General features: G+C 63.0%; 18 protein-coding genes. 8 read left to right on the top strand and 10 right to left on the bottom strand.

All coding sequences use genetic code 11. From position 1 onward, the window contains the following. Positions 1-3: 3 nt before the first annotated feature. A complete protein-coding gene (locus tag ACLBKR_RS13990) occupies positions 4-3,636 on the bottom strand; it encodes an autotransporter domain-containing protein (protein WP_113447692.1) in 3,633 nt (1,210 codons plus the stop codon). 192 nt (positions 3,637-3,828) lie between these two features. Further along, the gene (locus tag ACLBKR_RS13995; RefSeq protein ID WP_414899442.1) at positions 3,829-4,773 is read right to left on the bottom strand and encodes a DMT family transporter; all 945 of its coding nucleotides are present in this window, start codon (positions 4,771-4,773) and stop codon (positions 3,829-3,831) included. A 110-nt stretch (positions 4,774-4,883) separates the two neighbouring features. Here ACLBKR_RS13995 and ACLBKR_RS14000 point away from each other — a divergent pair, with 110 nt between their 5' ends. The 6 genes from ACLBKR_RS14000 (at position 4,884) to ACLBKR_RS14025 (ending at position 11,585) form a co-directional block, all read left to right on the top strand. After that, a complete protein-coding gene (locus tag ACLBKR_RS14000; protein ID WP_112829342.1) occupies positions 4,884-5,792 on the top strand; it encodes a LysR family transcriptional regulator in 909 nt (302 codons plus the stop codon). 280 nt (positions 5,793-6,072) lie between these two features. Continuing rightward, positions 6,073-7,233 (top strand): ABC transporter substrate-binding protein, encoded by a 1,161-nt coding sequence (locus ACLBKR_RS14005; protein ID WP_112829341.1) that lies wholly within the window; start codon positions 6,073-6,075, stop codon positions 7,231-7,233. A gap of 156 nt (positions 7,234-7,389) precedes the next feature. Continuing rightward, positions 7,390-8,379 carry an ABC transporter ATP-binding protein gene (locus ACLBKR_RS14010; RefSeq protein WP_113447693.1) on the top strand — a complete coding sequence of 330 codons (990 nt, stop codon included), beginning with the start codon at positions 7,390-7,392 and terminating at the stop codon, positions 8,377-8,379. Then, a complete protein-coding gene (locus tag ACLBKR_RS14015; RefSeq protein WP_113447694.1) occupies positions 8,376-9,326 on the top strand; it encodes an ABC transporter permease in 951 nt (316 codons plus the stop codon). Before ACLBKR_RS14010 ends, ACLBKR_RS14015 begins: the two co-directional genes overlap by 4 nt. Further along, complete coding sequence (locus ACLBKR_RS14020; protein ID WP_112829338.1) at positions 9,316-10,131, top strand: ABC transporter permease; 816 nt, start codon at positions 9,316-9,318, stop codon at positions 10,129-10,131. Before ACLBKR_RS14015 ends, ACLBKR_RS14020 begins: the two co-directional genes overlap by 11 nt. A 29-nt stretch (positions 10,132-10,160) precedes the next feature. After that, positions 10,161-11,585, top strand: a complete 1,425-nt coding sequence (locus tag ACLBKR_RS14025) for a gamma-aminobutyraldehyde dehydrogenase (RefSeq protein WP_113340799.1) — start codon at positions 10,161-10,163, stop codon at positions 11,583-11,585. A gap of 287 nt (positions 11,586-11,872) precedes the next feature. On the opposite strand, the gene ACLBKR_RS14030 is transcribed toward ACLBKR_RS14025, so the two are convergent. After that, positions 11,873-13,804 (bottom strand): FUSC family protein, encoded by a 1,932-nt coding sequence (locus ACLBKR_RS14030; RefSeq protein WP_113447695.1) that lies wholly within the window; start codon positions 13,802-13,804, stop codon positions 11,873-11,875. Further along, entirely contained in the window at positions 13,801-14,259 is a 459-nt protein-coding gene (locus ACLBKR_RS14035; RefSeq protein ID WP_113447696.1) for a MarR family transcriptional regulator, read from the bottom strand. Before ACLBKR_RS14035 ends, ACLBKR_RS14030 begins: the two co-directional genes overlap by 4 nt. A 182-nt stretch (positions 14,260-14,441) precedes the next feature. Between ACLBKR_RS14035 and ACLBKR_RS14040 the strand changes: the two genes are divergently transcribed. Further along, positions 14,442-15,137: an SH3 domain-containing protein gene (locus ACLBKR_RS14040; RefSeq protein WP_113447697.1), complete on the top strand. Its 696-nt coding sequence runs from the start codon at positions 14,442-14,444 to the stop codon at positions 15,135-15,137. A gap of 45 nt (positions 15,138-15,182) precedes the next feature. On the opposite strand, the gene tal is transcribed toward ACLBKR_RS14040, so the two are convergent. From tal to ACLBKR_RS14055, 3 genes are all read right to left on the bottom strand, one after another. After that, positions 15,183-16,139: a transaldolase gene (gene tal / locus ACLBKR_RS14045; protein WP_112829333.1), complete on the bottom strand. Its 957-nt coding sequence runs from the start codon at positions 16,137-16,139 to the stop codon at positions 15,183-15,185. A gap of 124 nt (positions 16,140-16,263) precedes the next feature. Further along, positions 16,264-17,154 carry a bifunctional helix-turn-helix domain-containing protein/methylated-DNA--[protein]-cysteine S-methyltransferase gene (locus ACLBKR_RS14050; protein ID WP_113447698.1) on the bottom strand — a complete coding sequence of 297 codons (891 nt, stop codon included), beginning with the start codon at positions 17,152-17,154 and terminating at the stop codon, positions 16,264-16,266. An 86-nt stretch (positions 17,155-17,240) separates the two neighbouring features. Then, a complete protein-coding gene (locus ACLBKR_RS14055) occupies positions 17,241-17,738 on the bottom strand; it encodes a DUF2244 domain-containing protein (RefSeq protein ID WP_162757864.1) in 498 nt (165 codons plus the stop codon). A 22-nt stretch (positions 17,739-17,760) separates the two neighbouring features. On the opposite strand from ACLBKR_RS14055, the gene nth reads away from it, so the two are divergent. Beyond that, on the top strand, positions 17,761-18,540 hold the full coding sequence (gene nth / locus ACLBKR_RS14060) for an endonuclease III (protein ID WP_113447699.1): 780 nt from the start codon (positions 17,761-17,763) through the stop codon (positions 18,538-18,540). 18 nt (positions 18,541-18,558) lie between these two features. On the opposite strand, the gene ACLBKR_RS14065 is transcribed toward nth, so the two are convergent. From ACLBKR_RS14065 to ACLBKR_RS14075, 3 genes are all read right to left on the bottom strand, one after another. Next, a complete protein-coding gene (locus ACLBKR_RS14065) occupies positions 18,559-19,272 on the bottom strand; it encodes a sulfate transporter family protein (protein WP_113447700.1) in 714 nt (237 codons plus the stop codon). A gap of 127 nt (positions 19,273-19,399) precedes the next feature. Beyond that, positions 19,400-20,185 carry a carbon-nitrogen hydrolase family protein gene (locus tag ACLBKR_RS14070; RefSeq protein WP_113447832.1) on the bottom strand — a complete coding sequence of 262 codons (786 nt, stop codon included), beginning with the start codon at positions 20,183-20,185 and terminating at the stop codon, positions 19,400-19,402. Between the two features lie 95 nt (positions 20,186-20,280). Then, positions 20,281-20,940, bottom strand: coding sequence for an exopolysaccharide biosynthesis protein (locus ACLBKR_RS14075; RefSeq protein ID WP_113447701.1), 660 nt, complete (start codon positions 20,938-20,940; stop codon positions 20,281-20,283). Between the last annotated feature and the right edge of the window lie 58 nt (positions 20,941-20,998).

Raw genomic sequence — 20,998 nt, forward strand, 5'->3', positions numbered from 1 at the left:
TCGTCAGAACCGAACGTCGAAGCGGCCCTTGAGCTGCTGTTCCCAATCGCCGCCGCCGGCCTGGCCGGCATAGGAAACTCCGAAGGTCGCCGTCTTGGACAGCGAAACGGAAAGGCCGGCCTCGAAGACCGCGACATCGCGCGCAATCGGCGTACCGGCGACGGTAAAGGCATCGCCCGTCGCAAAGGCGTGTTCCGAGGTCGGCGTCGCATCGCCGAACGCATGGCGCCAGCCGACCATGGCCTGCAGGCCGATGGTGGTGCCGCCGAGTTCAATCGGGGTTGAAGCCCTGAGACCAAGCGTCGAATAGGTCATGGCGTAGTCGTCGCCGGCCGCGGAAAGCGCCGCATCGCCGCCCGTCTCGGACATGTCATCCGTGTGCAGCAGCACATGCGCAAGGCCCGCAAACGGCGAGAAATGGCCGATGCCCGTGTCGATGCCGTAGCTTGCCTCGCCGAAGAACTGTGCGGTCGAAGCATTGTAATCGGCATCGAGATCCTCGCTGAAGCTGCCGATGTCGACGGAGCGGTCGGTCGAGATCCGGTGCCAGGTATAGGCCCCGCCGAACCTCAGATCGAACGCGCCGAGCGACCGGCCGCCATAGACGCCCAAGGAGTAATTGTCCGACGTTCCCGACGAATTGCGACCATCCACATCGAAGCTGGTCCGGCTGTAGCCGCCGGCAAGACCGAGACGCCAGTCATCGAGCAACACGGTGTCTGCCCCGCCGAGTAAGCCCCCGGTATTGTGTTCGAGAGAGGCGGCATTGCCGTCACCATCCGCCCTTGCCCAGGAGCCGAAGGAGGACATCCAGAAACCGCGCTCTCCCGTTGTCTCGCCGGCAAGAAGCCGGGCGTTCAGGCCGTCGCGGACAAAGCGGCTGTCATCGACCAGCATGCCCTTGGCGGAAGCATGGATTTCGCCCGACAGCGCATCATAGGCCGGGCGGACGGCGCTTTCACCGAGGCCCGCCACGACGCTCTGCACCGGATCGCCGCTCGCCATGCTGTCGAGCGCTGTACCGACGGCGATCTGGTTGCGGGTCTGCCCAAGACTCGCAAAGCTCGTATTGTTGCGCGACAGCGTCAGGTAGATGTTGTTGGCATCGTAGACCAGCGTGCCGTCGAGGAAGACGAAGCCGTCCGAGATCGAGCCGAAGGTGCCGGACACCCCGCCATCTGCCGTCAGGATCGTATAGACCGTGCCGACAGAATAGGTACTGCCGTCGTCCGTTCCATTTTCCGGACCGAAGTAGACACTGGCGCCGGAACTGATCGTGGCCGTGCCCGTCGCATGCAGAAGGTCGCTGCGGCCGGTATTGTCTATCTCGACGGAATAGATGGAGCCCGAGGCGAAGCTGATATTGGCAACCGTCAGCGTGCCGATCGAATTGCCGGGCGCGACCGTAGCGCCGCTTGCGACAGCCACGTTGCCGAGCGTGCCGGAACCGCCGAGCGTAGCACCCGAGAGAACGTTGGCGACGGCCGTCAGCGTCGAGGTATTCACCGAAACCAGACCGCCCTCGATGCTCAGGTCTCCGGTGAAAGCGGAATAGTCGCCGGTCAGCAGTGTCAGGCCGGAGAGGAAGGACAAGGTTCCCGTGCCCTCCACATCGGAGGCGAAGACATAGCTGCTGCCGGTGTGATTGAAGACGATTTCGCCGTCACCGTCGCCGAAGACCACGGTCGCGCTATCGATCGTGCCGGCAGCGGAGGCGGACTGCCCCCTTGCGGCGCCGATATTGATTGTGCCGCTCGATGCCGCGTCGTCCGCGATCACGATCCGGTCCGCACTGACGGTCGCGCCATCCGACACGGTCAGCACACCATCCCCCTCGATACCGACCGAAAGCCGCCCTGCGATCGTAAGATTCGAGCCGGCGCCCGATACGACAACGGTGCCGGAGGAGCCGGCTTCATTACCGATATGCAGGCGATTGCCGATAACGGAACCGCCATCGCTGACGGTCAGATAACCCGTCCCGAAGCGGCCGACATTCAGATCGCCCGAATAGAGCACGGAGGAATCGACGAGTGCGGACCATGTCGAGCCCGCTCCCGTAACCGTCATCGTACCGACCGAACCGGCAAGATCGCCCAGAATGCCCTGAAGCGCACTGATGGAGCCGCCGGCGGAAACGGTCACCGCGCCTTGCGAACCGGTATTGTGGCCGACGAGGAACGCGCCGCTCATCTCCCAGGACGAACCCGCGCCCGTCACCGTCGCCTCGCTGTCGGAGCCGTTTTCAGTGCCGACATAACCGTCCGTGCTGGTGACGACGCCACCGGCGGCAATCGTCAGGAAACCGTCGCCGAGATTGCCGACATAGAGCGTATCCGTGTTTTCCCAGCGGCTGCCGGTTCCGCTCACCGAGGCGGTGCCCTGGCCCGTCGCGTTCCAGCCGAGGATGGCGCCATCCGAATGTACCGTGCCGCCGTCACGAACGGTCAACGTGCCGGTGCCGTCATAGCCGACGCCGATGCGATCGGTGACGTTCAGGACGGCATCGTCGACGGTAATGGCGCCAACGGCAGCGCTCGCGTAACCGAGATAAACGGCTCCGGCTTCCACAAGTCCGGAAGCTTCGATGGACACATCGCCCGTCCCGTCCAGCCCGACGTAAAGATCGTTCGTGACCGTCCACGAACTGTTCGCGCCGGCCACCGAGACATGACCGTTTCCGCCGCTCGCATAACCAAGCGCGGCCGTCGACGCTCCAACGACGCCGCCATTCGTGATATCGAGATGTCCCTCGGTGCTGCCGCCAACGACGAGCGACGTGTCGATCGACCACTCGCTGCCCACGCCGTCCACGGTGACGGTGCTGCCGGAGGCTGTCGCCAGATTGGCGATGGTGGCGCTGCCGCTGTGAACATAACCGCCATTGACGATGTCGAGCGTACCCACTCCACCGCCGCCCACCATCAGGAGGGAGACATTGTTCCAGGTTGACCCCACGCCATCCACGAGCACGGCACCCGTGGTATTCAGGCCATCCGCGATAACGCCATTCACGCTCGTCGCATCCGAGCCGGAATAGATATAGAGATGCCCGTCCGCGCCATCCACGGGATCGCCGCCATAGCCGACATAAAGATCCCCGGTGGCGAAGAGCTTGGAATTGTCCTGAAGGGTGACGGTTCCCGTGCCGGTGGGGCCTCCGCCGATATAGAACGAACCTGAAGCGACCTCCGCCCCGTCCAGAATATTGATGAAGCCCGTTCCGTCATTGCCGACAGTGATCGAAGAGGAATTGTTCCAGACGTTGCCGCTGCCCGTGACCGTAATCGTTCCCTGGGAACCGGCATTCCAGCCGAGCGACACGGACGTTGTCGTCAGATCGTCCTGAACGGTCAGGTTAGCCGTGGAACTGATACCGACGAGGAGGTTTCCGGCATAACCGCCCGCACCGTCGATGAGAACGCCCGTGCCGTCGATCTGCGCGGTATCGCCCGCGACCGGCGCATGCGCATCCCAGACCCAGTTGCCGTTGTCGAACCAGTCGTTATTGCCCGCCGCACCGGACCAATAGACCGAATCCGCATGCGCGACCGCCGAAAAACCACAGGCAAGCGACAGAGCCAGCACGCTCGTTGAAGACAGCCGGCAAAGCCGGAGATGACGGGCGGATTTCACGTACGGCCTCCCCCGAAGCGTTAATCCGCGCTGGAAAGAGGGCGCATTAAATCAACAACTTCGAATATATAAACAGAATCTTACGCTCCGTTTTTGAGTAACGTTAGGAAGAGGTCAACAATGGCTTCAGTAAAATTGGACGTAAGACCAAAAATGGCCGTTCCAAGCATGACCCTGCCGGCGGAATTGAGATCACTCTCCGGCCGATGCCTCCGCGGCCCTTCTGCGGGCCACAACCTGCTCCCGCCAGACGGTAAAGATCCCGGCGCCGACGACGATCAGCGAACCGAGAACCATGTTGAACCGGAGTGTTTCACCGAACACAACGACGGCAATGGCAGAGCCGAGCACCAGCTGCCAATAGGCGATCGGCTGCAGCACGACGGCGCTTAGATTGTCATAGGCCTTGATGAGCGAGAAATGCCCGACGATGCCCGTGCAACACAACGCCAGCATCCAGCCCCAGTCCTTCGCCGCGATTGGCGTGAAGAAGGCCGGCGCCATGGCATTGGCGCCGACATAGCCCACCATGCACATGTAAAAGAAGCTGGTCACCGGCTGGTCCACCCGGCTGACGAGCCGGGTGAGGATGCCGTAGACCGCGCCGAAAAGCGCGCACATCAGCGGCAGGATGACATATTCGTTGAAACCGCCCGGCCCGGGCGACAGGATCAGCAGCACGCCGCAGAGACCGACGCCGATGGCAGTCCAGCGTCGCCATCCCACCTTCTCCCCGAGCAGCGGCACCGAAAGCAGCGCGACAAAGATCGGCGCCGATGCGAAGAGCGCCTGGGACTGGGCAAGCCCCGCATAGTGAAAGGCGGCAACCGATATGAGGATCTGTCCGCCGAGGAGCAGACCACGCATGATCTGCAGGACGGGCCGCTTCGTCCTGACCGCGGCCCTGAGCCCCCCTTTGGCACGGAAGGCGAGAAACAGGGCAAAGGCGGCGAAGGCCCAATACCGCACCACCGCCACCACGACGGGCGAATAACTTTCGCCGAGATGCTTCGAGATCCCGTCCTGTACGGCGAAAACGGTGAAGGCCGTAAAGGCAAAAAGATAGCCGAGCGGCGTGGATTTCATCGTTACAGCAGTCGGGAAAGGCGCAGGGAGCGCAATAGGAGAGGCTGTCATATTATCGACATCCTGACATTTGCAAAGCTGCATCTTTGCAAGGCTGCCTTGCGGGAATGATGGTTTGCCGGCGCGCTTGCGGCGCTTCGCGCAGCGTGGTCTAAACGGCCATGGCCTTCACCCTTCGCCAATTGCAGTATTTCATCGCCGTTGCCGAACAGGGCTCGGTGACGCGCGCCGCCCAGAACCTCTCCATTTCCCAATCCTCGATCACCGAAGCGATCAAGGAACTGGAGGGCGATCTTGGCGTGGAACTGTTCGAACGTCATCCGCGCGGCCTGTCGATCACCCATAACGGCCATCAGTTCCTGCGCCATGCGACGAAAATTCTCGCCACGGTCTCGGATGCCCGCAACGCCTTTTCGGAAACCCAGGAGAATACCGGCGGCACGCTCAATATCGGCGTCACCTCGCTGGTTGCCGGCTACGTGCTGTCCGACCTCTTAGCGCGCTATCGCCGCGCCTGCCCCGGCGTCGAGGTCTCGGCAATCGAGGACAACGGCTCCTATCTCGAGCACCTGCTGATCGGTGGCGAACTGGATGTCGCGGTGATGGTCATTTCCAACCTGCGCGACCGCATGGCGCTGCAGGCGGAAATCCTGGAGACCTCGCCCTACCGCCTCTGGCTGCCCATGGGCCATCCGCTCGTCTCGGCCGACATCATCTCGGTTGCCGATATCGCCCGCGAACCGCTCATCATGCTGACAGTCGACGAAATCGAGGAGAACACCGGAAAGCTGCTCTCGGCGCTCGGCGCCCGCCCGCATGTCGCCTTCCGGACCCGCTCCGTGGAAGCGGTCCGCAGCCTCGTCGCAACAGGCGCCGGCGTCGCCCTGCTTCCCGACCTTGTCTACCGCCCCTGGTCGCTAGAAGGCGACCGCATCGAAAGCCGCGACGTCTCCGGCGCGCTCCCCGTCGTCCAGGTCGGCATGGTCTGGCGCAAGGGCTCGAGCCTGCCCCAGGCCGCCCGCGACTTCGTCGGCATCGCCGAGGCGCTCAGAAGCGGTCGGGGACGGTAATCTCATATCTTGGTGGAATCCGCTCTGGCCTAACGGCCATCTCCCCCACAAGGGGGAGAGCACCCTTGGGACCGTTCTGCCGCAAATCTGCCGCCGCATGCGCGGAAAAGCCCCTCCCTCTTGTGGAGAGGGGTTGGGGAGGGATGCCTGTCCCCGACCATTCGGAAAAACCGATAACGGCTTTCTGACAAATGAATTTGCGAATGCGGCGATTTCGCGTCACCTTTCTATTCGGGAACAAACGCCGCGATAAGGCGGCCCCGAACCGGGAGAAATTGCCATGAAGAAATTTTTGCAGTCCTGCACGGCCATCACGGCCGTCTTCAGCTTTGCCACTGCTTCCGTCGCCCAGGAGCCCCTGAAGGAACTCGGCAAGGGCGAAGGTGCGCTCTCCATCGTCGCCTGGGCCGGTTACATCGAGCGCGGCGAAACCGACAAGAATTACGACTGGGTCACCAAGTTCGAGGCCGACACCGGCTGCAAGGTAACCGTCAAGACGGCCGCGACCTCGGATGAAATGGTCGCGCTGATGAACGAAGGCGGCTTCGACCTCGTGACGGCGTCGGGCGACGCCTCTCTCCGCCTCGTCGCGGGAAAACGCGTCCAGCCGATCAACACCGACCTCATCCCCTCCTGGAAGACCGTCGACGAGCATCTGCAGAACGCCGCCTGGCACACGGTAAACGGCGTGCATTACGGCGTTCCCTATGTCTGGGGTCCGAACGTGTTGATGTACAATACCGAAGCCTTCAAGGATCAGGCGCCGACGAGCTGGAAGGTCGTCTTCGAGGAAATGACCCTTCCCGACGGAAAGTCCAACAAGGGCCGCGTGCAGGCCTATGACGGCCCGATCTACGTCGCCGACGCCGCTCTCTACCTGATGAAGCACAAGCCCGAACTCGGCATCAAGGACCCCTACGAGCTGAACGAGGACCAGTACAAGGCGGCTCTCGATTTGCTGCGCGGCCAGCGCCAGCTCGTCGGCCGCTACTGGCACGACGCCATGATCCAGATCGACGACTTCAAGAACGAGGGCGTCGTCGCCTCCGGTTCGTGGCCTTTCCAGGTCAACCTGATGAAGTCGGAAGGCGCCAAGATCGCCTCCACCTTCCCCGAAGAGGGCGTTACCGGCTGGGCCGACACCACCATGCTGCATGTCGATAGCGAACACCCGAACTGCGCCTACATGTGGATGGAGCATTCGCTCTCGCCCAAGGTGCAGGGCGACGTCTCCGCCTGGTTCGGTGCAAACCCCTCCGTCGGCGCCGCCTGCAAGGGCAATGAACTGCTGACCGACGAAGGCTGCGCCACCAACGGCTACAACGACTTCGACAAGATCAAGTTCTGGAAGACGCCGACCTCGAAGTGCGAAAGCCAGGGCGAGTGCGTGCCCTATCACCGCTGGGTGTCCGACTATATCGGCGTGATCGGCGGCCGCTAAAAATCCCCTTCTCCCCATCGGGGAGAAGGTGCCCGAAGGGCGGATGAGGGGGCCGAGCCTGCCGCCCCCTCATCGCCTCGCATGCGCTCGGCACTTCTCCCCGATGGGGAGAAGAGGTCGACAGGCCGAGGCCAATCAAAATCATTCGGAGTACCCATGACCGCAGCCGTTGAATTCTCGCAGGTGTCGCGCCATTTCGGCACCGTCAAAGCCGTCGACGGCGTCGATCTCGTGATCGCGCCCGGCGAGTTCTTTGCCATGCTCGGCCCGTCCGGTTCTGGCAAGACGACCTGCCTGCGCCTGATTGCCGGCTTCGAGCAACCTACCTCCGGCCATATCGAGATCTTCGGCGAAACGGCGGAAGGCGTCCCGCCCTATCGCCGCAACGTCAACACGGTCTTTCAGGATTACGCCCTCTTTCCGCATCTCAATATCCTCGACAACGTCGCCTACGGGCTTATGGTGAAAGGGGTGGAGAAATCCGAACGGCTGCAGATGGCCGAACAGGCGCTCGACCTCGTCAAGCTCCCCGGCTACGGCGCCCGCAAGCCCGGCCAGCTCTCCGGCGGCCAGCGCCAGCGCGTGGCGCTCGCCCGCGCACTGGTCAACAAGCCCAAGGTGCTGCTGCTCGACGAGCCGCTCGGTGCGCTCGACCTCAAGCTTCGCGAACGCATGCAGGAAGAGCTGAAGACCCTGCAGCGATCCCTCGGCATCACCTTCATCTTCGTCACCCACGACCAGGGTGAAGCGCTCTCCATGGCTGACCGCGTCGCCGTCTTCAACGAGGGTAGGATCGTCCAGGCCGGCACGCCGGAAGAGATTTACAATCGCCCCAAGACGCGCTTCGTCGCGGATTTCGTCGGCTCTTCCAACATTCTTTCTCCCGCGGAGACGAGAAGGCTGGGCGGCGAGGAAAGATGGGCGAGCCTGCGCCCGGAGGCAGTCCGCGTCGTCTCCGGCAGCGGATTGCCCGCGGTGGTCAAGTCCCACAGCTTCCTCGGTGCTGCAACCCGCATCGCGGTCACGCTCGACCACATCTCGCTGAATGTCATGGTGCCCGCGGGCGAGCCCGTTCCGGCGATCGGCGATAATACCGAAATCGCCTGGAAACCCGCCGACCTGCATTACATGGACGACGCGGCATGAGCGATCTCGTCGCCACCTCCATCCTGCCGGTCCGAAACGGGCCGCTGCGTCGCCTGTCCGATCTCTTCTGGCGGCATCCCGCGCTGCTGCTCGCACTGATGCTGGTGCCGCCGCTACTCTGGCTTGGCATCATCTATGTCGGCTCGCTGATCGCGCTCCTCCTGCAGAGCTTCTTCGCGATCGACGAATTCTCCGGGATGATTAACTACGAGTTCACGCTCGCGACCTATGAGCAGCTTCTCATTCCGTCGAATTTCGACATCATCCTGCGCACCCTGCTGATGGCGATCGCCGTCACGCTCGCCTCGGCAATCCTCGCCTTTCCGATTGCCTATTACGCGGCGCGCTACGCGAAGGGAAAATGGAAGGCCTTCTTCTATATCGGCGTCATGCTGCCTTTGTGGTCGAGCTATCTCGTCAAGGTTTATGCCTGGAAGCTGATCCTCGCCAAGGAGGGCATCCTCACCTGGGCCTTCGCCAAGCTTCACCTGTCCTGGCTTCTCGACGGCGTGCTCGCTTTACCCATCATCGGCGGCAATTCGCTTTCGATCAGCTATATCGGCACCTTCATCGTCTTCGTCTATGTCTGGCTGCCCTATATGATCCTGCCGACCCAGGCAGCGCTGGAACGCGTGCCCGGCAATCTGATCGAGGCCTCCGCCGATCTCGGCGCGAAACCGAAACAGACATTCCGCCATGTGCTCTTGCCGCTCGCCCTGCCGGGCATCATCGCCGGCTCGATCTTCACCTTCTCGCTGACGCTCGGCGACTACATCATCCCCCAGATCGTGGGTTCCTCGCGCCTCTTCATCGGCCAGGCGGTCTACACCCAGCAGGGCACGGCCGGCAACGTGCCGCTCGCCGCCGCCTTCTCGGTCGTGCCGATCGTCATCATGGGCATCTATCTCTGGATTGCCAAACGCATGGGAGCCTTCGATGCGCTCTGACAGAAACAATGACGCCGGATGGCCGCTGAAGCTTGCAGCCGCAGGCGGCCTTGCCTTCCTGCACCTGCCGATCCTCCTGATCTTCGTCTACGCCTTCACGACGGAGGAAAAGAGCTTCCAGTGGCCCCCGCCGGGCTTTACGACCCAATGGTTCGCCGTCGCCTGGAACCGCCCCGATGTCTGGGAAGCGCTGACGCTCTCGCTCAAGGTCGCCGCGATCGCCACCGCCATTGCGCTGGTGCTCGGCACGCTGGCCGCCGCAGCCGTCGCCCGAACCGCCTTCTTCGGCCGGGAAGCGATCTCGCTGCTCGTCATCCTGCCGATCGCGCTTCCCGGCATCATCACCGGCATCGCGCTGCGCTCGGCCTTCTCGATTGCCGAGATACCCTATTCGATGTGGACGATCGTTCTCGGCCACGGCACCTTCTGTGTGGTTGTCGTCTACAACAATGCCGTCGCCCGCTTCCGCCGCACCTCCGGCTCGCTGATCGAGGCCTCGATGGACCTTGGCGCCGACGGTTTCCAGACTTTCCGTTACGTGGTCCTGCCGAACATCGCGACGGCACTTCTTGCGGGCGGCATGCTGGCATTCGCCCTGTCCTTCGACGAGGTCATCGTCACGACCTTTACCGGCGGGCAGCAATCCACCCTGCCGATCTGGATGCTGGAAGAACTGATCCGTCCGCGCCAGCGCCCGGTGACCAACGTCGTCGCCATGCTCGTGGTGATCGTCACCTTCCTGCCGATCCTCGGCGCCTATTATCTCACCCGCGATACCGACAGCGTTGCCGGCAGTGGGAAATAACAACCATTCAAGACTGAGGGAGAACCGAAATGGACACGCAAATGCTGATCGGCGCGAAATTCGAAGCCGGCACGGAAACCGAGGAAAAGATCCTCAACCCCAAGACCGGGGAAGTGATCCTCGACCTGCCCGAAGCCTCTCTCGGCCAGATCGACGCCGCTGTCGACGCTGCTGAAAAAGCCTTCGAAGACTGGGCCGCCACCACGCCCGGCCAGCGTTCTGCCTACCTCTTGGCAATCGCCGACGCCATCGAGAAGGATGCCGACGGTTTCGCCGCGCTGGAGAGCCTCAATTGCGGCAAGCCGATCAATGCCGTGAAGAACGATGAAATCCCCGCCATCGTCGATTGCTGGCGTTTCTTCGCCGGCGCCATCCGCTCGCTGCATGCCCCGGTCGCCGGCGAATACCTGCCGGGCTTCACCTCGATGATCCGCCGCGATCCGGTCGGCATCGTCGGCTCGATCGCGCCATGGAACTACCCTCTGATGATGATGGCCTGGAAGCTCGCACCGGCAATCGCCGGCGGCAATACCGTGGTCTTCAAGCCCTCCGAACAGACGCCGCTCACAGCCCTCAAGATGGCGAAGCTTCTCGCCGACATCCTGCCGGAAGGCGTGGTCAACGTCGTGCTCGGCCGCGGCGAGAGCGTCGGAAACGCGCTCATCAACCACCCGAAGATCGGCATGGTGTCGATCACCGGCGACATCGCCACCGGCAAGAAGGTGCTGGCGGCTGCGTCGAAGACCGTCAAGCGAACCCATCTCGAACTCGGCGGCAAGGCGCCGGTCATCGTCTACGACGATGCCGACATCGACGCCGTCGTCTCCGCCATCCGCACCTTCGGTTATTACAATGCCGGTCAGGACTGCACCGCCGCCTGCCGCATCTATGCCGCCGACAAGGTCTATGACAATTTCGTCGCCGACCTCGCCTCCGCGGTCTCGACCCTGAAGTTCAACCAGGCCGACGACACCGAAAACGAGATCGGCCCGCTCATCTCGAAGCGCCAGCGCGACCGCGTGGAAAGCTTCGTCACCCGCGCCGCCGAGCACAAGCACATGGAAGTCGTCACCGGCGGCAAGGTCTCGGGCGACAAGGGCTTTTTCTACACCCCCACCGTCATCGCCGGCGCCCTGCAGGACGACGAGATCGTCCGCCGCGAGGTCTTCGGCCCGGTCGTGTCCGTCACCCGCTTCTCCGAAACAGAGGATGCCATCGCCTGGGCGAACGACAGCGACTACGGCCTTGCCTCCTCCGTCTGGACCAAGGACATTTCCCGCGCCATGAAGACCGCAGCCCGCCTGCGCTACGGCTGCACCTGGATCAACACCCACTTCATGCTGTGCAATGAAATGCCCCATGGCGGCCTGAAGCAGTCCGGCTACGGCAAGGACATGTCGGTCTACGCGCTGGAGGACTACACCGCAGTCCGCCACGTCATGATCGCGCATTGAACAGCAGTCAACGGCGCGGTATCGAACGCGCCGTCAGACGACCGGCAAATCCGCGCGTTTGCGCCCGACGGTGTACGGGCCTTTCCACACTGTCATGCCTGTGCTCGTCACAGGCATCCAGCCAGCCCAAGTCCTTGGGCTGGAAGAGTCTTTTGACCCGACGGACGTCGGATCGCTGGATGCCGGATCAAGTCCGGCATGACGGGGAGATGCTTTGCGCTTCACTGGAGCCTGAAACTTGCGGTCGGCGGCAGTGTGGCTTTTGCAACGCCCCTCTCTCTTTCGGCCTACCCGGCCCGCTTCATGAAGGCGACGTTCGCCCGAAGCGCCTCGGCGGCTCCCGCAACGGAAGCGCTTTCGCGCGGGTGCGCCGTGGAAAGCCTTCCACCGGCACGCGCCAGCGCGGCAGCGGCTTTTTCCGGCTCCGAGCTCACCCTCTTCAATCGCTCTAGTGCTGCCTTGGCGGCCCGTTCCGCGCCATCGGACAAGGCGCCTGAACGGACGAGATCCTGCAGGGAGAGGATCGAATAGCCGACCGACAGGACAGCAAGCCCGCCATCGGTGACATCGCGATGCGTGTCGCCACTGCGCTCGGCAAACCGGATCATCCGGAAGAGACGGTGATAGAGACGCCCCCGCCAGGTCAGGCGGTGCTGAGAGGCATCCTCCGCCCGCGCCATGTCCTGCAGCTCGTGCACCATCATGACAATGAGCGCTTCGAGACGCTTTCCGGCGTTGAGCGGGAAGATCAGCCTGTAGGCAACGAGCGCCACGACCGGGGCCAGCACGACGGCAATCGCGCCCGACAGCATCGAGGAAAAGTCCCCCGTCAACGGATAGGTCGGGTGCAGGAGCAGCAGCGACACCATGGCATAGTCGAATGCGGTGGGAAGCGTGCGCCGATGGGAGAAGAACAGCGAAGCCCCCAGGATGAACGGCATCGTCAGCAGCACCACCTGAAGTTCGCTACCGGCAAACGGCCAGACGAGGAACCGGCAGGCAAGCGCCCCAAACGCGCCGAAGACCTGTCCGAGCAGCACGAATCGCATCATGTGAGCGGGATTGTCGAAAGTCGAGAAGATCGTCGTCATGATCGACAGGCCGAGCAGAAGGAAGGGCGCGGCCTCCCAACCCGTCACGACCCACAGGAGCCCGACCAGCAGCATGCAGAGCGTTGCCCGTATCGATGCCTGACGCGCCCCGATCCAGTCGCGGTGCAATACCACCGGATGGCTGGCATGGCCCGCATGTACAGCCTTTTCCACATGCTGGCCGAGGGCCACGCGATGGGCGCGAATGGCCTCGCCCAGCGTTTGCAGCGCGTCCCCGAGATCAGTGCCGCGGCCAGCAAGTGCGGCCGCCGCGTCGATGCGGGCCAGCGGACCGTCGGAACCATTGCCCGCCTCGAAACCGGCCGCGGCCTCGTCGAGCAGATCGGCGATGCCTCCGTCTCGGCCATGACCGGCCCGACGACCGGCCAGCAGCAGCGATATCTGCACCGAAAGCACCGTGCGCATGGCGCGAACCGCCTGACGCGAGCGGAACGACCCCGCGCCATGGGGATCGAGAACCTCGTCTATGGCCGCCATTTCGGCGAGCAGAGCCCGCTGCTCATCGCCGAGCGTCGTGATGTTCCCACCCCTGAGCGCTATAGCAAGGTCGCGCAACAGCCGCGCCGTGACACGGCGCATCCGGCCGGTCATCTCGTTTTCGGCGGCGGCCGGCGTCAAAAGCCAACCGACCGCCAGCGCGGTCAGAACGCCCACCATGATGGTCGCCGCCCGGTCGGCGCCGAGGGACAGCACATGATCCGGATGACCGGTATCGAGCAGCGCCACCATGGATGCCGAATAACCCGACAACATTGCGCCATAGGAGACATAACCGCGCAACAGATTGCCGGCGGCGACGCAGAGCCCGATCCAGACAGAGAGGCCGATGACAAGCGGCCGGGGGTCTCCGCCGGAAACCGCGACGAGACCGACCCCGGCTGCAACACCGATCACTGTCCCCACGGCACGAAAGAGGCCCTTCTCCAAGAGCTGGCCGCGCGTGGGCTGCGCCGCCGCCCAGACCGTCATCGCCGCCCACTGCGGATGCTCAAGCCCGAGCAGCCATGCGATGAACAATGCCAGGCACGCCGCAACCGCGGTCCTGAACGCGAAATTCAACCGCGGCAGATCGAAACCGAGCCTCCCCATGCGCTGCCCCGGCGTCATCGTTCGGTGTCCCCGGTCTCATGCGCGGCCCGGATGCGGGCCTCGATCTTCTCGAAGGCGCCGAGCAGCACGGCAATCTCGGCATCGGAAAGATCCCGCAGCATTTCGTCTTCCAGGGGCAGCAGGCGCTCCAGAATGGCCGAGACGCGCTGCGTGCCCGAAGGCGTGAGGTAAAGACGCCTGGCCCTGCGGTCCTCCGCTTCCGTGCGGCGCTCCACCAGCCCCTGCCGCTCGAGAATGTCGAGAAGACGCACGAGGCTCGATCCGTCGAGGCCGATGTGCGCAGCAAGCTCCTTCTGCGTCAGACCGTCGCCGATCCTGTGCAGATGGAAGAGCGGCGACCATGTCGCATCGCTCAGCCCGACGGCGGCCACACCCTCGTCCACGTGCTGACGCCAGCGGCGCGACAGTCCGACGAGACGAAATCCGAATTCCCTGCGCAATTTTGTATCCATGCATATTGATTTGCATCAAATCTATTTTGATCGCAAGCATTTTTGCTGCGTCGCAGCAACTCTCGAGGAACATCGTCGACCCAGAGCCCGCGCAAAAAGGGTGGCGTTTACCTTCACCGTGGATAATCCGGCAGTAAGATCGCCGCTGTATTATCGTCCGCCGCAATCAACGGAGTTCCGCGATGCGCCGCGCCATGTCCCTCTTCTTCGCAACCGTCCTTCTGACAGTTGCCGCCGCCCTGCTCCCGCAAACGCTCAGCGCAGAAGAACCTCGGGTTATCCCGGCGCCGAACCTCTACTCCAACCCGTCTGACGATGCCTCCTACTGGCACGTCATGGGCCTGCGCCCCGGCGATACGCTGAACGTGCGCTCCGGCCCAGGACCCGCGTTCCGCATCATCGGCGTGCTGGAGGAAGGAACGCCGATCCGCAATCTCGGTTGCCGGGAACGCGAAGGCGGCTACTGGTGCCGGATCGCCACCTACGACCGGCCGCGCCTGAGCGGCTGGGTCAATGGCCGCTATGTGAGCGATGAAGATGAATATGTGGAACCCGACGGCGCCTATCGGCCCTACCCCGCCGATCCGTCATGGCCGGGTGCGAACGGTTACGAACGGACCGGCGCCTTCAACTGCCGCTTCGGCCGCGATCCACGGCTCTTCCGTTGCCTCTTCGGGCTGCAGCGTCGTGGCACCAGCGCCGAAATCGCCATCGAAACGCCGGATGGTGTCGTCCGCTCGCTGATCTATCGCGCCGGACGCTTTACCAGCGAGGATGGCGCGGAGGTTCGCTCCCGCAAGGAAGGCGCAAATGCAGTGGTGACGATCGAGGGAGTGGAAACCTACTTCATCCCCGACAATGTCGTGATGAACTGGTGAGCAACACCTCCCCGCCGGACAGACAGGGAGGTGAAACGGCGACCATCAGGCGGCAAGGGCCTTGGCAACCTGGCTGCGCAGCGTGCCGAGATCCTTGGCGAATGCGCGGATGCCCTCGGCAAGCTTTTCGGTCGCCATGGCGTCTTCGTTGAGCGCCCAGCGGAAGGCCTTCTCGTCGAGCGTAACGAGCGGGTCCGCCGTGACCTTGTCGGCCGACAGAACCTGGGCGAGCGGGCCTGTATCCTTGTCGAGTTCGTCGAGCAGCGCCGGGCTGATCGTCAGGCGGTCGCAACCGGCCAACGCCTCGATCTCTCCGGCATTGCGGAAGGAGGCGCCCATCACGATCGTCTTGATGCCGTTGACCTTGTAGTAATTGTAGATCGCCCGGACCGAGAGCACGCCCGGATCGGTTTCCGAAGTGTAGTTTTCGCCCGTCGACTTCTTGTACCAGTCGAGAATGCGACCGACGAAGGGCGAGATCAGGAACACATTCGCCTCGGCGCAGGCAATCGCCTGGGCCTTGGAGAAGAGAAGCGTCAGGTTGCAGTCGATACCTTCCTTCTGCAGCACTTCCGCAGCGCGGATGCCTTCCCAGGTGGAAGCGAGCTTGATGAGGATGCGGTCACGCTCGATGCCGCGTTCCTTGTAGCCGGCGATGATTTCATGCGCCTTTGCAATCGACCCCTTGGTGTCGAAGGAAAGATCGGCGTCGACTTCGGTCGAGACACGGCCCGGAACCAGTCCGGCAAGCGCGGCACCGACGGAAATCGCCAGACGGTCGGCAACCGCAGCGGTGACGGCTTCGCTCGAACCGCCCTTGGCCTTGCCCCAGGCGATCGCCTCCTTGAAGGCGTCGGCAAAGGCATCCGTTCCCAGTGCTTTGAGAACGATGGTCGGGTTGGTGGTGCAATCCACCGGCTTCAGCCGGGCAACGGCCTCGATGTCGCCGGTATCCGCGACAACCGTCGTCATGGAGCGAAGCTGTTCGAGTTTGGAAGTCATGATCGTCATCCTTGAGTTGGACCGGCCCGGCCGGAACGTGCCCGACTATCACCAGCCGAAGACGGCAAAGTCAAGAACGCTTGGGATAACGTTTCAATCGATTTATGGGTCCGGGGTTTTCCGCTCAATTTCCGAGCTGGCCGGCTTCCCAGCCCAGCATGGCGCGCTTGCGTGTCAGGCCCCAGTGATATCCGGTGAGCGCGCCGCTCTTGCCGAGCGCCCGGTGGCAGGGAACCACGAAGGAAACAGGATTGCGGCCGACAGCCGCACCTACAGCACGGCTCGCCGTCGGCTGGCCGATTCTCGCGGCAATGTCGGAATAAGTGACCGCCTTGCCGAGCGGGATCAGCAGCAGGCTTTCCCACACCCGGACCTGAAAGTCGGTACCGATCAAAACCACCCTCAGCGGCTGGTCGTCGCACCAGCGCGCGGGATCGAAAATACGGCCGGCATAGGGTTCCGTTGCCGAGTTGTCGGCAATGAAATTCGCATTCGGCCAACGCTTCGCCATATCCTCGAAACAGGCGGTCTCCTCGCCCGGATCGGCAAAGGCAAGGCCCGCAAGCCCCCTGTCCGTCACCATCACCAGAGCCTGACCGAAGGGTGACGAATGAAAACCGTAGCGGATCGTCAGCCCGCCGCCCTTCGCTTTCCATTCGCCGGGGCTCATCGCCTCATGCGTGACGAAGAGATCGTGCAGGCGGCCTGGACCGGAAAGCCCGAGCTCGATGGACGTTTCGAGAAGCGGCATGCCTTCCTGGCCGAGCAGCCGCTTGGCGTGATCGAGGGTCACGGCCTGCAGGAAAGCCTTCGGGGAAAGCCCCGCCCAGCGGGTAAAGGTCTTCTGCAACTGCGTCGGCGACTGGCCGAGCCTTGCCGCGATGGTCTCCAGCGACGGCTGGTCCTGATAATCGAGCGACAGCATCTCGATCACCTTGCGCACCGTCTCGTAATCCGAGCCCGCCGGGGTGATGTCGCTGATTTTCGAAAGGTCGATCTGCTGGGCAAGTGTCATGGCATAATCCTCATCTTGAGGAGAATTTCACCACGGGCGGAGGTCGGATACCACCCGTTTCTTGCGCGGCCATAAGGTCTTGCGCATCAGATGCGCCGCTTCACCGTCGCGAGCGCCCCCTTGAAGGCCCGCGCGAAACTCTCCCGGTCGTCGGGATTGAGGAAGGAACCGATGTCGGTACGTCGTCCCTCGCCCACCACATGCATGGAAACGATGCCGATCTCGTCATGCCGGCGCACGAAGAAACGCGCCCAGAACGGATTGAACCGATGTTCGGTCACGCGGCCTGACGGCGTGTACTTGCGGATCGACAGGCTGGTGCGCGAAACCGTGACTTCCTCGCGCGCGCGGGCCGCGCGGTAGTTAAGCCAGAAGGCGCCGTAGAGCAGCAGAAAATCCAGCCCGAAGAAGAAGGCGATCGGCCAGGCGCCGGTCACGGTGAAAAAGACCGCATGAATGCAGCAGGCCGCCCCGGTCAGAACCAGCAGGATGCGAAACCCCTTCCGGCCGAGCGAGCGATAGGGGATGAGTTCGGCAGCAAATATCGGCTGCTCGGCGGTGCTGTTCACATTGCCTTCGGTCATTCCACCTGACTATAGATTGTCCATGACGAGTCCGATCAAGAAATCCAGCACCCAAACTTTGAAAAAGTCAAATCCGGCAGTCGCGGGACGCAAGGCGCCCACGGCCCGCAGCGCCTATAGCCGCGCCGAACTGGAGGAGATTTTCCGTCGCTTTTCCGTTCAAAGGCCGGAGCCGAAGGGGGAGCTTGAACACGTCAATCCCTTCACGCTCGTCGTCGCGGTTGCCCTTTCCGCGCAGGCGACGGATGCCGGCGTCAACAAGGCGACGCGCGCCCTCTTCAAGGTGGCCGATACGCCACAGAAGATGCTCGATCTCGGCGAGGAAAGGGTCCGCGACTACATCAAGACCATTGGCCTCTACCGCAACAAGGCCAAGAACGTCATCGCCCTCTCGCGGCGGCTGGTCGACGTCTATGGCGGCGAAGTGCCGAAAACCCGCGAGGAACTGGTCACCCTGCCCGGCGTCGGCCGCAAGACCGCCAATGTCGTGATGTCAATGGCCTTCGGCATTCCGACGATCGCCGTCGACACCCATATCTTCCGCATCGCCAACCGCATCCGCCTGGCGCCGGGCAAGACCCCGGACGAGGTGGAAGATAAGCTCACCAAGGTCATCCCGAAGCACTATCTCTATCACGCCCACCACTGGCTGATCCTGCACGGGCGTTACTGTTGCAAGGCGCGGCGTCCGGAATGCGAGCGCTGCGTCATCGCCGATCTCTGCAAATCGGCGGAGAAGACATGCGACGTGCCGGCACCGCTGGCGGAACTGCCGCCACAGACAATCGGGGCGGTGGAATGACCCCGCCGGAAATCCCCGTCACAGGCGGAAACCGGCATCCTTGCGGCTCAGCATCTTGTGGAGATGCACCATCATCGAGGCGGCAAAGAGCGGCGTCAGCAGGTTGACGATGGGGATGGCGAGAAAGCCTGCAATCACCAGTCCGCCGACGAAGACGGTTGAGGCATTCTTCGCCCGGAAGAGCCGCGCCTCCTGCGGCGAGCGGAAGCGCATGGCGGCGAACTCGAAGAACTCCCGGCCGAGCAGATAGCCATTCACCAGGAAGAAGGCGACGACGTTTACGCCCGGAACGAAGAGCAGGATCAGCGCCACGATATTGCCGAGCACCACCACGCCGAAGAATTTCAGCGACGACAGGATGGCGTCGCTCAAGGGCGTGGCGATACCGGGCGGATCGGCGGGATAGTGCTGCTTCTCGATCACTTCGGCGACATCGTCGAGGAAGAGGCCGGCAATGATCGCAGTCACGGAAGAGAGAAGCAGGGCAAGCGCCAGCGCAAGCCCGATGCTCGCAAAAATGCCGAACACGAAGCCGAGCCATCCGGCCCAGCCCGGCATGCCGGGCAGAAAGCCTTCTATCCATGGCATGACATAGGCGATGAAACTCTCGCGCACCGCCACCCACAGGCCGACGAGGACGAGGACGGTAAGCCCCATCACCTTCCAGAAGACCTTGCGTGTTTCGGGAGCGAAGAGATTGTTAATGGCCAGCCGGGCCGCTTCGATAATCATGGACATCTCCGTGAAGCCACTGCCGATGTAGGAAGCAGAAAGGCAGGCCACAAGTCTGCCTCGGCACCCCACTCCGAAAATCGGATGGACATTCCGCGCATCCGGCGGAAACTGCGGTGCCTCGCTTTTACAGTCGGTAGAGTTCGGACCGCCGCTCCGCCAGATACGGATTCTGCTCGCGGCATTCGTCATAGGCCGATGGCTCGACCTCGGCGACCAGCAGGGCCTCGCGTGCGCCGGCGCGCGCAAGCACATCGCCGTCGGGGCCGACGATCACCGAGCGGCCGCAATATTCCGCTGAATTCTCCGAACCGCAGAGATCGGAATAGACGAGGAAGACGCCGTTCTCGAAAGCGCGGGCCGGTACGACGGTATCCGCCACGCGGCGGCTGATGACACCGGCCGGAAGCGCGGTCGGCACCAGCACCAGTTCGGCGCCTGCGAGCGCCACGCTGCGCACATATTCGGGAAATTCCACGTCATAGCAGATCAGCATGGAGGTCTTCATGCCGCAAAGGTCGAAGACATGCGGGACATCGTTTCCGGGGGTGAACGCGGCCCGTTCCGCATCCCCGTATAGATGTCCCTTGCGATAGAATTCGCGCGTGCCGTCGGGCCTGACCAAGACCGCGGAATTATAGACCGCGTCGTCCTCGCGCTCCGGAAAGCCGGCGCAGATCGCAAGTCCGAACGTTTCGGCGATATCGGCAAGCGCATCGATCAGCGCGCCGTCCCGTGGTTCCGCGATTTCGGCGAACAGCGCCCCCAGCGCATAGCCGCTGGTCGAAAGCTCGGGCGTCACCAGAAGCTCGGCTCCCATGTCGGAAGCCGCTTCGGCCGCCCTTGCGATCTTGACGAGATTTTCGGCGATGTCGCCGGAGACGGGTTGCATCTGGAAAAGCGAGATCAGCATGAAAGGCCCCTGAAGCGGCATTGCGACGGACGGAAGATAGGCCGGCCTGTGACGCTTTGCAAAGCGTCAGAACCGTTGCCGACAGCTTTCCCATTTCAAAACAGCGTCGTCGTCAGCAGCAGGATCAGCCCCTTGACGAGAGCAAACAGCACCCCGGCCACCACCGTCAGCGAGAAGACGAACATCGCCATGCCGAGCAGCACGCAGATACCGTCTCGTTCGAGGATGCCGAAGGAAAACAGACAGATCGCAATCGCCGGAAAGATGTTTCCAAGCGGTATGGGCAGGATGAGGATGATCGACAGGATCAGGCACAGCAAGCCCGTCAGATATTCCGCCGGCGGATAGACGAGGAAGCCGAGCCGCGGCCTCAGCATCCGCTCGCCGCGGGCAAGCCAGGGCGAAACCCGGCTGGCGATGGCGGAAAAATCCGACTGCGCGACGGATCTGTTGGCAATCAATTTCGGCAGCCAGGGCGACTGGCCGAGCATCAGCTGCGCCGACAGAAAGACCAGCGGCGCACCCGTCAGCGCCGAGGTGCCCGGCGGCGAGGGAATGACATTCGGCAGCGCAAAGATCAGAATCAGCGCGCCGAAGGCACGGTCGCCCATCGCGTGGAAGATATCGGCGACCGAGATGCGCTCCCGGCTGGTATCGTCTGCGAGGCAGGCGAGGATTTCGGACAGGCGAGCGCCGCGTTTGCGCCGGCCGCCATCTGCCGCGAGGTCGGCCTCATCCCCATCCATCTCGTCCATTCCAACTCCCTGCCGAACGACACCGGTGCCCTATGTAGTATCGCCTTAACCGCAGACA

Source organism: Paenirhizobium cremeum (genome assembly GCF_047553425.1).
In the GTDB taxonomy this organism is placed as follows: domain Bacteria; phylum Pseudomonadota; class Alphaproteobacteria; order Rhizobiales; family Rhizobiaceae; genus Allorhizobium; species Allorhizobium cremeum.